The organism is Sneathiella glossodoripedis JCM 23214 (assembly GCF_000616095.1).
Classification (GTDB): Bacteria; Pseudomonadota; Alphaproteobacteria; order Sneathiellales; family Sneathiellaceae; genus Sneathiella; species Sneathiella glossodoripedis.
The window spans coordinates 1040529-1053060 of sequence record NZ_BAMS01000001.1 but is presented as its reverse complement, the minus strand read 5'-3'; the positions used below and the strand labels follow the sequence as shown (position 1 = coordinate 1053060).

Here is a 12532-nt window from a genome sequence, read left to right as displayed (position 1 = left end):
AACCTTAGAGCTGATCGTTTGCCCAATCTCTTGGTCAACTCTTGAAGCTTTGCATAGCGGCCTGTTTCGGTTAAGTATGCAATATAGAGGGAAAATTAAAAATAGGCAGAAACGTGCAAATAGATGTTGAGCTAGGCAAAGCCGCCAGAATGCAGCAGCTTGGGGATTTGAAAGGTGCTGTGCAGCTCTATCAGAAAGTTTTGAAAGCAAACCCCAAGACAGCTATCGCACACTATAATCTGGCCCTCATCCTCAAAAGTGAACGCAAATTTACAGCAGCTGAGAAATCATTTAAATCGGCGATAAAGATATCTCCAGATTATTTCCTCGCCTGGCAAGCATACAGCCGATTACTGCTGGAGCGCGGAAAGTTCAAAGACGCCATTCGTGCCGCTCTTCAATATGTAAAAATTCAACAGCAGTCACCAGCTAGTGTTCAGTTCCTGATCGATCAATTGGCGAATTGTTCGTCTGCCAAATTGGGAGTACCCGGACGAGAAGCACTTCAGATTTGCCTGAACAGCACAGCCGTTGATTTCGATGGGACCCTGTTTACTGCGATGGATTTTCTTTCCAGCCATCCAGTCCTTGCAACTTTCTTCACAGGGAATATTCCCACCGAAAATTTGCCGCAGTATTTTCTGCAAAAAGAACGTCAAATCATCGAGGCGCTGCTTGAGCCTACTTGTGCAACAATCCTAACGCGACTCATTCTGCCTACGGCTGCTCATGAACATGCCTTGATTAGTCTTCGGGATTTGCTGGGCAAAACTGCTTGTAAGAATGCAACGGCCGAAGTTCTGGAAGCACAAGCAATCATTGCGCTACAAATGGAGCTCAGGGAATACTCTGTGCCGACGACAGGTTATACCCCGAAATCGCAGACTGATTTATCGGGGGTACTATACACTGCCATGTATCAGCCATTGAGCGAAGCGATTGCCAAGGAGCTTCTGGAGGGTGGCGGATCACAACTGAATAGTCTCCCTTATGCCCAGAAAATATTGGAAAAATTTGGATCAGAATATCCTCAAATTCAGCTGATCAAAAACCAGATAAAAGCCTTAAATCCGGTACAGGATGAAACGTCAAAGCGGGTACAGGATCAATATGAGGAGAGCCCCTATCCCAGATGGTTTGGGCTTAGAACAACAGATACTGTTGAGCTTCCAAAACTTATCAACAGGCTATTTCCTGCCCTCAACATCTCATCCATTTCCAACACTCCCGATATTCTGGTGGCCGGTTGCGGAACCGGGCGCCATGCACTTCGAACATCTATCCGAATTCAAAACAGTACTGTCACAGCCATTGACCTCAGCCGTGCTTCACTGAGTTACGGAATTTTCAAAGCAAAAAAGCTTTCAATTGATAATGTGCAGTTTGCTCAGGCCGATATTTGTGCCCTGCCTTCAGATATTGGTTGTTTTGATTTGATCGAATGCTGCGGTGTGCTGCACCATATGGCGAAACCCGAAGAAGCTTGGGGTCAGCTTACGCAATTCCTGAAACCCGGCGGTGTCATGAAAGTTGCTCTTTATAGCAAAATTGCACGGCAGGATGTGTCGTCAGCTCGCAAATTACTTGGCCTTGACCCTGACAGAATAACTGTTGACGATATTCGTCAAGCTCGTCAAAAACTCCTGACGCTTGACGATACGCATCCTGCAAAAAGCGTCACAAATGATATCGACTTTTACAGTGTAGCTGGATGTCGGGATTTCCTCTTCAACACACAAGAAACTTGCTACACCCTGCCAGAAATCAAAGAAATGCTAGCACGTCTGAAGCTAGATTTCTGTGGCTTTGAATTTCCATCGCCTGAGCCCTTGTCTCATTATAAGAAAGCCTTTCCCAACGATCCGAAAGCTGTCGATCTCGATAATTGGGCACAGATAGAAGAACATAACCCACTTCTCTTCAGAGGGATGTATCAGTTTTGGTGCCGGCCAGTTCAAGGCTGAATAGCGTTTTTCGTGATCCATGCCATAGTTTTTATAAACAAGGTTGAATTTGTAACAGCTCTTGTGACAAAGTTTTGCGCAGGAGCGCAAATCCAACAAATATATCCCTTGGAGACAAAAGAATGAATGATCCAGCTTCCTACACGCCCCCAAAAGTTTGGAAACAGGAAGAATCTAATGGTGGGCGCTTTGCCAATATCAACCGCCCAATCGCTGGCCCGACCCATGACAAGGAATTGCCCGTTGGGAAGCATCCGCTTCAGCTATACTCTTTAGCCACACCAAATGGTGTGAAAGTTACCGTTTTACTGGAAGAATTGCTGGCTGCTGGACATAGCGGCGCTGAATATGACGCCTGGCTGATTAAAATCGGGGACGGCGACCAGTTCGGCAGCGGCTTTGTAGATGTAAATCCAAACTCAAAAATACCTGCCCTGCTTGATCGATCCGGTGACACACCAGTGCGTGTTTTTGAAAGTGGTGCCATTCTGTTGCATCTGGCAGAAAAATTTAATGCGTTCCTTCCCACCGATTCTGGAAAACGCCCGGAAATGCTCTCCTGGCTGTTCTGGCAAATGGGGAGTGCGCCTTATCTTGGCGGTGGTTTTGGTCACTTTTACTCCTATGCACCCCATAAAATCAAATATGCCATTGATCGTTTCGCGATGGAGGTAAAGCGTCAACTTGACGTGTTGGACCGACATCTTGCGAATAACGAATATATGTGCGGCGATGAATATACCATTGCGGATATTGCGATCTGGCATGGTACGGCGCATTGGTACAAAATAAAGTCTATGAGGCAGCGGAATTCCTAGATACCGCGAGCTACAAAAACATGGTTCGATGGACTGAACAGATCGCTGCCCGGCCTGCAGTTCAACGAGGTAGAATGGTAAACCGGGTTTCTGGGCCACTCAATGAACAACTCCGCGAGCGACATGATGCAAGCGATTTCGAAACCAGAACACAGGACAAACTGGAGCAAGCCTCGAGCTAGGTGATTACGGGGACGGTGAACAGTCTATCAATTCACCGTCCCAAATTTATCAAAATATTCCGGCCATCTGATCCAGCTAAGTTCATTTCACGTAAAAACTCGGACTGAAAGATCGGACCTGAGTTATGAGTTTAAAATCTTCACCTGTTATTCACTGGTTTCGTCAGGATTTACGCCTGTCCGGCAATCCCGCCTTTGGGCACGCGGCCTCCAGCGGCAATGTCATTCCCGTATACATAATTGGCCCCGATTGGAAGAAAATGGGGGGCGCGAGTAAATGGTGGCTCGCGAAGTCTCTGCATGCATTGAATGAACAATTGAATGGCTCTTTAAGCATTGTAGAAGGGGAGCCCGCTCAGATTTTACCGACGCTTGCGAAACTGAATGATTGCGACGAAATCACCTGGAGCAGAAGGTATGAGCCCGAACAGATCGCCGATGACAAAAAAACAAAACAGGTGCTGGAAGAAGCGGGTTTGAATGTAAAATCACTACCCTCTTTTTTACTGTGGGAGCCCTGGAAAGTATTAAAGGATGACGGAAGCGATTATCGGGTATTTACAGCTTTCTATAAAAAATGCCTGAAGCTGGCGGAACCAAATCATCCATCATCCTCCTCTGCAGAATTTGTGGCGACAAAAGCCAAAATAGAAGACTTCGAAACTTTTGAAGCATCTGACCTTACACCGCAACATTGGGACCTTGCTAAAGGGACAGGCTGGAAACCCGGCGAAAAAGGAGCGCAGGAAAATTTGCACGATTTTTTGCAAGACAAGGTAATATCCTACAAAAAGGCGCGCGATTATCCTGAGCTTGAAGCGACATCATGCCTTTCCCCTCATTTGCATTTTGGAGAAATTTCACCTCATCAGGTGTGGTATGCAGCAAAAAGACATAGCGACAAATCCGGCTCGGATCAGGGGATTGAGCATTTTCTGAAAGATTGATATGGCGTGAGTTTTCTTACCACCTGCTTTATTTCAATCCGGATCTTCCCACACAGAATTTCCAGCGCCGTTTCGATCAATTTACATGGAAGAAAAACTCCGCTCATCTGCAAGCTTGGAAATCAGGCAAGACTGGCATTCCAATTGTGGACGCAGGGATGCGTGAACTGTGGCAGAGCGGTTATATGCATAATCGGGTACGAATGATTGTCGCATCCTTTTTGACCAAAAACCTGAATATCGATTGGCGAGACGGAAGGGCGTGGTTTCACGACACCCTGCTTGATGCGGATGAAGCCAATAATTCCGCAAGCTGGCAATGGGTAGCGGGCTCAGGCGCTGATGCCGCCCCCTTTTTCAGAATTTTCAACCCAGTCACGCAAGCAAGCAAGTTTGATCCCAATGGCACTTATATTCGAAAATGGGTTCCCGAACTCGCCAAACTGGACAACAAATGGATCATTCGCCCCTGGGAGGCACCCAAAGAAATATTGGCAGCCGCAGGCATTGAGATTGGCAAAACCTATCCTGAACCCTTGGTCGACTTAAAAACTTCCCGCCAAAAAGCATTGGATCGATATTCTGCCACCAAATCCAACTAATTCACTTGACTCAATTTTACGCAATTGATAATCATTCTTAATAGCAAACGAAAACGTTGGCTGTTTTCTGATATTTTGTGAGTATGAGTGAATGAGTACCCAAACTGTCGATCAAAACAGGAGCATACGCAGTGTCTCTGTTGTCAATAATCAAATTGACAGCAAAGAGTTGTTTGAATGCACACGACAGTTATGCATTTTGCACAATGGGTCTGAATACAAACTCCAGCTCACGGGAAACGGCAAATTAATCTTAACTAAGTAGGTTAGTAGCAAGCCACCCAGCCAGCCCATCATTGGGCCCGCCAGGCAGCAAGCAATCGCCTTAATTCACTCAACAGGAATTAACATGCGAAGTCTGTCTTGCGTGCCTTTTACGGCTGCGCTTTTAACAACAACCGTTCTGTCCACCGCTGCAATGGCCCAGAGTTCAAAGCAAACTTTGGATACTGTAACGGTCTACGCAACCCGAAGCGAACAATCCACCTTTGATGTGCCGGCAATGGTAAATACCATCGAGCTGACGCCGCAGGTAACGCACTTGCAAATGACACCGATGGCTTGTTGAAAATGACACCGGGTGTTGATGTGATTAATGGTCCACGCAGAAACGGCCAAACCGTTACAATTCGAGGCTTTGATGCAGAGGCCATCATTACGCTGATGGATGGACGGCGACAAAATTACGAATCCGCCCATGATGGACGGTTTTATTTTGATCCCGCCCTGATGAAACAGGTTGAAGTTGTTAAGGGTGCAGCATCCTCCATCTATGGGGGAGGCGGAATTGGTGGTGTTGTCGCATTCGAAACCAAAGACGCCTCAGACTTGCTTCGCCCCGGCCAGAATTTTGGCGCGATGGGCGGTTTCCGTGGTCGCTCTGCCAACGGTGAAATCTCTTCAAGTGCGAGTGTCTATGGCCGCACCGAAAATCTGGATATCCTTGGAAGTCTCGCGCTTCGTAAATCAGGTGATATCCGAGACGGAGATGGAGAAGATCTGGAAACTGATGATCAGGTCGTATCCGGACTTTTCAAACTGGGCTATACGTTAAATGACTGGCACACATTCAAATTACAGTATCAGGGGCTGAATAATGATGGGCAGGAGCCCAACAATGGTGCAGGCGGGATATCTTCGTCCAACCCCATAGTCAACAAGGTCGTTGATGACCATCAGTTCAGCGCCCGGTATGAATTTAGTAATCCGGATAATGACCTGCTCAATCTGAAAATTCACGCCTATTACAACGATACAGAGACTGAAGAAGAAGATATCAGCGGAGCAAACCTCGGACGAGTCCAAGTGCGGGAACTGAACACGACGGGCCTAACGGTCGATAATCAAAGCGTTTTTGCGCTTAGTGATGACCATTCGCATACGCTGTCATACGGGTTTGAGATCTACCGGGATGTTCAGGAAGGATCCAGCACCGCCACTGGCGATGGCACAAGGCCTGGCGTTCCGGATGCCGAAGCTCTGAACTGGGGCCTGTATATTCAGGATGAAATTGAGCTCGCATCAAATGTTGGCACATTCCTTGTCATACCAGCAGTCCGCTTTGATCAATATCGCAGCGAAGACAACGTTGGTAACAGCCAAAATGAAAGTGCCATCTCCCCCAAACTCGCATTGAGTTACAAGCCAACAGACGATCTGGTCTTTTTTGGTAGCCTCGCGCAAGCATTTCGCGCACCGAACATGACGGAGCTTTACCCGAGCGGGCAGCATTTTCCGGGCGGCGGCCCGATACCAAACAATAATTTTGTTCCAAATCCGGATTTGAAGCCAGAGACAGTAACCACACTGGAACTCGGTGTCGGTATCAAATTTGAAGGCCTGGCGGCAAATAATGACCAGCTAAAATTTAAAGGTGCCTGGCACTATAGCCGCGGAGAAGATTTCATCACTCAGGAAGTTGATATTTTTGGCGGCACAACCGAAAACCTGAATATTGATAAAGCCATTCTCTGGGGTGCTGAGCTCGAAGGCGAGTATCAAATCAATAAGTTTACGGCCAAAGCAGGACTGGCCTATGTCGAAGCGAAAGACGACGACACGGGCGAGTATTTGTCCAACAATGTCCCTCTCACCTTAACAACTGATTTCAGTTACGAGTTTGAAAGCATTTCTTCCACCATTGGCTGGCGGTCTCGCTTTGCGACCGAAAATGATCATGTGGGCTCCGGAGAGGACAGTACTGCAGGGTACGGCGTGCATGACATTTATTACCGATATGCCCCCACTGAAGGTGACTTCAAACACTTGACCGTGGATTTGGGGATCGAGAACGTCTTCGACAAATACTATACGAAACGGTTCGCGACCCTACCAGAAGAAGGCATCAATTTCGGTGCAAGGGTAACTCTTAAATGGTAGCTGAACGGGACTTGGATATTCGCGAAGTTGTGAGATGGGGCGGTCTGATCGCCCTGTCGCTCATCGCGCATTTATTTTTGTTCAATTATCTTACGCTCAACCGGACTTCATTCGAAAAACCTGTTGTCCAACAGCTTCGTATTTCCTTAAGCACCCTAGCAGCACCACAAAGCAGCCCCCGAACACCCCCTGCGCCGCCAGCAACACAAAGTGACAGTATATCTGCCGACCCTGAACCCACAAAGACGTCAGCGACAAGTCCGCGGAACCTGCCGAAATTTGAAGAAATCGAAACGGCACAGCTTGAAGTTCTGGCCGTTCCTGAAGCTGTCAAAGAAACAGTTAAGAAAACAGAACCACTTACAAATTCCAAAGATCAAATACCGCAGGTTACCAAACAGGATAAACGTGATCCGATCCCTGTACCCAAACCAAGAAGCCTAGGAAAAAAAACCAGCTTACCGCAGCCTTCCCCTGTCATTACGCAAAAAGCTGAAACTCGCATAGCTGATAAACCTGAACCAGAAACAGCAACAGATAATCCAGTGACTGAAACGGTATCAAATTCAGATCAACAAGAGAATTCACCTTCTTCGCTTAAAGCCAATTCCTTGGATAAAAACAAGGGTAATAGCGCTTCAACAGTTGTTCACGAAGCAAATTATCGACGGCAGGTAGCACCGTCCTATCCGCGAAGAGCTTATGAACTTGGGCAACAGGGCACAGTAATGCTTAACGCATTGGTGGAGCCCAGTGGAAGGCCTGGTGAGTTAAAGGTTGAACAATCGTCGGGGTATCGACTGCTGGACAAAGCCGCTTTGGCCGCAGTGAAGAAGTGGGAATTTGAACCGCTGGTACAAAATGGACAGAAAGTCTCTAGCTGGGTTCGAGTCCCCGTTAGATTTGTAATTAATTGATTGAATGAGGAAGACATGAGCGACGCAATCAACGAACTGGCGCAAAGATACGCAGACCTAAAAGCAGAAAAGCCAGACTTACGTATTCGAAATGCCGCAGTTGAATTAGGTGTATCAGAAGGGGAACTATTAGCAAGCGGGGTTGGCCCAAAGATCATTCGACTACGAAATGAGCCTGAAAAAATTCTCACTGAAATTCAAAAACTTGGTGAGGTTATGGCGCTAACACGCAATGAAAGCTGCGTACATGAGCGCAAAGGTGTCTACGAAAACCCTAAATTTTTTACACATGGGCAGATGAAAACGGGCCTGTTTGTAAATCCCGACATTGACCTCCGCCTTTTCATGACACACTGGAGCCATTGTTTTGCCGTTAGCGAGCAAAGCAAAGCAGGCGAACGCCACAGCGTTCAGTTTTTTGACAAATCAGGAACTGCTATTCACAAAATATATCTGACAAATAAATCAGAAAAATCAGCCTTTGACTCGCTAGTAGACGATTTTCGATCTGACGATCAGTCCCGGTTAATGGAAATTGAAGCCTATGCAGAAAAGGCAGCTGAAAAACCTGACGAAGAAATTGACTGGGACGGATTTCGAAACGCTTGGGAAAACCTCAAAGATACGCATGATTTTTTCCCAATGCTGCGAAAATTTGGCGTTGGTCGTGAGCAAGGGTTTCGTAAAATCGGAGAGGACTTTGCCAAACAAGTCGGCACAAATGCCGCGCGTACCGTATTAGAGAAAGCACGCGACTACAATTGCGAAATCATGGTTTTTGTCGGAAATCGTGGATGCATTCAAATCCATACCGGGCCCGTTAAAAAGCTTGTTGAGTTTGACAACTGGTTCAATGTCTTGGATCCCATGTTCAACCTTCATCTGGATGAAAGTAAAATTGCCAGCTCTTGGGTCACCCGGAAACCAACTGAGGACGGAATTGTCACTGCTCTGGAAGTTTTTGACGCTGAAGGTGAAATAATTGCCACTTTCTTTGGCAAACGCAAACCCGGCGAGAGCGAACTTGAGTTGTGGCGAGACATTATTTCAGAGATCCCCGAAGGTGGAGTAGCGAATGCCGCTTGAGCAGTTACTTCCTGAAGATTTTGACAAGCTGGGTGTAATGGGCTGGCCACTATTGGCCTGCTCTCTTTTTACTCTGTTACTTATTCTGGAAAGGTTCAGCTTCTTCGCACTTCACGGAATGGGGAGCCATAAGCAATTCAGAAAGCTCAGTCATATCCTGCATCAGCATCGGGAAACACCGAAAGACTTACGTGATGAAATTATATCGCTTGAACTCAGCCGTATAACCTCAAAATTCTCACGAGGTATAGGCAGTCTCAGGCTCCTCGCGGCAATAGCACCTCTGTTAGGTTTGCTCGGTACGATTTTGGGGATTATTTCCGCCTTTCAGGTAATTGCAGTCACCGAAGGACCTGTCACTCCCAACCTCATTGCCGATGGGCTTTGGGAAGCGCTGTTGACAACAGCCGCGGGGCTAATTGTAGCATTACCTGCAATCGTGAGTGCTGGCCTTTTTGCAGCATGGAAGCAGTTACTTTCAAACGCGCTAACATCTCGCTTGAATTCTCAGTCCATTCAAATGGAGCTGGAACAAACTAGAATAAATGAAAGCTCCGCCGCTCGCCGCAATCTGGAAGACAGGCTTGCCTCATGATCAATGTGCACCAGCAGGCTGAGGGCAACGACGATGTCAGTTTCTTGCCAGATCTTACGACCTTGCTCGATATACTCTTTATCTTGCTGGTTTTTTTCATTCTGACGGCGGGAGCAGTCTATCGATCACTGGATCTGACTCTTCCAGAAGGCGGAAAAGAAGCAACAGTCTCGCGCCCAGCCAACAATCAGATAGTGCTGGAAATAAGGCCCAATGGATATGCTTTGGATGGTGAAACCTTTGCTTCTTTGGATGCCTTGAAGTCAACCCTGAAGATAAGAAGCCAAGAGGATCAGATGCAGAATCTGATCATAGCCGGTGACAAATCCACTCCAATAGAACGGCTTTTGCCTGTTCTGACATATCTACAATCCCTTGGAATAAATACCGCGAATATTTTGATGAAATCGGATACCCCCAAATGAAAAAGCTAATTCCCCTGATAGTTGCTACATTATCGTTTCTATCCATTCCCGCTGTTGCCGAGGACCGTGTTATCTCCATTGGCGGATCGGTAACGGAGACAATATACGCATTGGAAAAAGGGGAATTACTGGTCGGCAGTGATACGACAAGCTATTTTCCGGCAGCAGCCGCCCAGTTACCTAAAGTGGGATACATGCGCGCCTTATCCAGTGAAGGCATTCTTTCCTTAAAACCTTCAATGATCCTTGCAAGTGAAGATTCAGGTCCTCCGACAGTGCTGAAGCAATTAAAAGCCACCGGTGTTTCTTTGCATGAAATCAAAGCAGCCAAAACTATTGCGGATGTCAAAGACAATATTTTGCAAATCGGGACACTTTTGAAGGTACCGGATGCCGCAAACAAACTGGTGAAACAACTGGATTACAAGCTTGAAAAACTTGCATCGACCAAATCCAATCAGACTAAAACACCGAGAGTTCTGTTCTTGATGAACCATGGTGCAAGTTCGCCAATGGTTGCGGGTAGAGAAACTTCGGCGGATGCCATTATCGCTCTGGCGGGGGGTGAAAATGTTGCGCAAAACTTCATTCGTTATAAACCACTTACGCCGGAGTCGGCCGCCAACCTTGCCCCAGACGTGCTATTGGTTTCAGAACAAACTTTGCAGCAAATCGGAGGTACTGACAAACTGTTAGAGCTGCCAGGAATGGCCCTGACACCAGCAGGAAAGGCTCGCAACATCGTTACGATGGATGCTCTTTTATTATTGGGCTTTGGTCCGCGGACTGCTGATGCAGCGATTGAGTTAAACGGGAAATTATTCCAAAAATGATTTCACTTCTTCGTCGCCCGCCTCTGAGCCATAATTCTCCTCGCACGATCTCTTATACAGGCATACTCTTACTGTTGACCATTATCCTGATAATGATCTCTCTGGTCGCGGCAACACAAGGGGCGGTACAAATTCCTCTAGTTAAACTGTTATCAGCGAAACTGGATAACTTTGAATTATCTGTTCTTTTCAATATTCGTCTTCCCAGAATTCTATTAGCGATCATAGTTGGCGCAGCGCTTGGTGTGTCCGGTGCCGCCATGCAAGGCCTTTTTAGAAACCCGCTTGCCGATCCGACACTTATCGGGATTACGGGAGGAGCAGCAGTATGTGTTGCGACAGTTATTGTTTTTGCGGGGCAACTGATCAGTTTCATGGGGCTCTATACAATGAGCTTTGCCGCTTTTGCAGGAGGCATCGTAACATCACTGATTATTTTACGGCTTGCGCGAATTTCAGGTGTGTTTTCGGTAACTCATATGCTGCTGGCCGGGATAGCGATTAACGCCCTCACCTTTGCGGGGACCGGCTTGATGAGCTTCTTATCAACGGATCAACAATTAAGAGAAATCTCTTTTTGGACCATGGGAAGTCTGGGGGGAGCTTTGTGGACACCAGTTCTGGTAACAGCCACACTGGTTCTACCCTGCGTCTTTTTGCTTTCCAGTAAAGCGAAGGAGTTGAATGTTTTATTGCTGGGCGAAGAAAACGCGACCTATACCGGCATTGATGTGAATAGGCTTAAACGTATTGTCGTAATTTGCGCGGCACTATGTGTAGGGGCCGCAGTATCGGTAAGCGGCATTATTGGTTTTGTAGGCTTGGTCGTACCTCACTTGATCCGCCTTATGCTGGGTGCAGATAACCGCCTCCTAATGCCAGCATCGGCGTTATTTGGTGGCGCCCTGCTATTACTGGCAGATACGATTGCAAGAACGGCTTTATCTCCGACTGAAATGCCCGTCGGAATTATAACCAGCCTTGTTGGCGGGCCATTTTTTATCTGGTTATTGATACGTCACAGCAAAGGGCAAGTGTAATGATTTCCGCTCAAAACCTTTCGTTCAAATCCGGCAAAACCGAAATTTTACAAAACATTACGGTTAAGGCAGAAGCTGGAGAAATACTCGGAATTCTTGGTCCCAATGGTGCAGGAAAATCAACTTTGTTAAAATGCCTGGCAGGCTTCCAAGCCCCAACCTCCGGTGACATCTATTTCAATCATCTGCGTTTGAAAGACTATTCACTAAAAGAACTCGCAAAATTGCGTGCTGTCCTTACCCAGCAAATTACGTTCAACTTCCCCTTCAAAGTCCACGAAATAGCTTCAATGGGCAGAAATGGTCCTGACAGTTTTCATTCAACACATGATCAGAAAATCGTCGATGCGGCGCTAAAGCTTACTCAAACCCATTTATTAAGGGACCGACAGATTTCTTCGCTATCCGGTGGGGAACAACAGCGTGTCCATCTTGCAAGAGTGCTGGCTCAAATTTGGGAGAGTGACAACGCTCTTTTGCTGCTGGATGAGCCAACATCAGCGCTGGACCTAAAACACCAGTTTATGCTTTTCGATATTTGCCGCGCCTTGACCATAAAAAAGAACTACACAATCATAGTTGTTCTTCATGATCTACAACTGGCCCGTCAGGTCTGCGATCGTGTTCTGCTGCTTCAAAATGGCTCTGTTTTTAATGAAGGATTGGCGAGCGAAATTATGTCTCCTCACATCATCAGCAATTTGTATGATGTCGAACCCGAACGGATTAAACTTTGATCATCCA

Annotated in this window: 13 protein-coding genes and 1 pseudogene; all 14 read left to right on the top strand. The window is 46.8% G+C overall.

Features of this window, described 5'->3' with window-relative positions; genetic code table 11:
* Window positions 1–113 precede the first annotated feature (113 nt).
* A complete protein-coding gene (locus tag JCM23214_RS22130) occupies window positions 114–1964 on the top strand; it encodes a class I SAM-dependent methyltransferase (protein ID WP_025897985.1) in 1851 nt (616 codons plus the stop codon).
* Between the two features lie 122 nt (window positions 1965–2086).
* Window positions 2087–2964: pseudogene (gene yghU, locus JCM23214_RS19190) on the top strand (glutathione-dependent disulfide-bond oxidoreductase).
* Between the two features lie 125 nt (window positions 2965–3089).
* Window positions 3090–3911 (top strand): deoxyribodipyrimidine photo-lyase, encoded by an 822-nt coding sequence (locus tag JCM23214_RS23975; protein WP_199899315.1) that lies wholly within the window; start codon window positions 3090–3092, stop codon window positions 3909–3911.
* On the top strand, window positions 3908–4513 hold the full coding sequence (locus tag JCM23214_RS23970) for a cryptochrome/photolyase family protein (RefSeq protein WP_199899314.1): 606 nt from the start codon (window positions 3908–3910) through the stop codon (window positions 4511–4513). Before JCM23214_RS23975 ends, JCM23214_RS23970 begins: the two co-directional genes overlap by 4 nt.
* Window positions 4514–4604: 91 nt before the next feature.
* Entirely contained in the window at window positions 4605–4778 is a 174-nt protein-coding gene (gene hemP / locus JCM23214_RS26490; protein ID WP_084264581.1) for a hemin uptake protein HemP, read from the top strand.
* A gap of 84 nt (window positions 4779–4862) precedes the next feature.
* Window positions 4863–5081, top strand: a complete 219-nt coding sequence (locus JCM23214_RS05240) for a hypothetical protein (RefSeq protein WP_025897984.1) — start codon at window positions 4863–4865, stop codon at window positions 5079–5081.
* Between the two features lie 2 nt (window positions 5082–5083).
* A complete protein-coding gene (locus JCM23214_RS05235; protein ID WP_148301772.1) occupies window positions 5084–6892 on the top strand; it encodes a TonB-dependent hemoglobin/transferrin/lactoferrin family receptor in 1809 nt (602 codons plus the stop codon).
* A complete protein-coding gene (locus JCM23214_RS22125; protein ID WP_025897981.1) occupies window positions 6886–7809 on the top strand; it encodes an energy transducer TonB in 924 nt (307 codons plus the stop codon). The genes JCM23214_RS05235 and JCM23214_RS22125 overlap by 7 nt, the downstream gene beginning before the upstream one ends.
* 15 nt (window positions 7810–7824) lie before the next feature.
* Window positions 7825–8895 (top strand): hemin-degrading factor, encoded by a 1071-nt coding sequence (locus JCM23214_RS05225; protein ID WP_025897980.1) that lies wholly within the window; start codon window positions 7825–7827, stop codon window positions 8893–8895.
* Complete coding sequence (locus tag JCM23214_RS05220; RefSeq protein WP_025897978.1) at window positions 8885–9490, top strand: MotA/TolQ/ExbB proton channel family protein; 606 nt, start codon at window positions 8885–8887, stop codon at window positions 9488–9490. Before JCM23214_RS05225 ends, JCM23214_RS05220 begins: the two co-directional genes overlap by 11 nt.
* Window positions 9487–9915, top strand: coding sequence for an ExbD/TolR family protein (locus tag JCM23214_RS05215; protein WP_025897976.1), 429 nt, complete (start codon window positions 9487–9489; stop codon window positions 9913–9915). The genes JCM23214_RS05220 and JCM23214_RS05215 overlap by 4 nt, the downstream gene beginning before the upstream one ends.
* Window positions 9912–10748: a heme/hemin ABC transporter substrate-binding protein gene (locus tag JCM23214_RS05210; RefSeq protein WP_025897975.1), complete on the top strand. Its 837-nt coding sequence runs from the start codon at window positions 9912–9914 to the stop codon at window positions 10746–10748. Before JCM23214_RS05215 ends, JCM23214_RS05210 begins: the two co-directional genes overlap by 4 nt.
* Entirely contained in the window at window positions 10745–11788 is a 1044-nt protein-coding gene (locus tag JCM23214_RS05205; RefSeq protein WP_199899313.1) for a FecCD family ABC transporter permease, read from the top strand. The genes JCM23214_RS05210 and JCM23214_RS05205 overlap by 4 nt, the downstream gene beginning before the upstream one ends.
* Window positions 11788–12525 (top strand): heme ABC transporter ATP-binding protein, encoded by a 738-nt coding sequence (locus JCM23214_RS05200; RefSeq protein ID WP_025897973.1) that lies wholly within the window; start codon window positions 11788–11790, stop codon window positions 12523–12525. The genes JCM23214_RS05205 and JCM23214_RS05200 overlap by 1 nt, the downstream gene beginning before the upstream one ends.
* The last annotated feature ends 7 nt before the right edge of the window (window positions 12526–12532 follow it).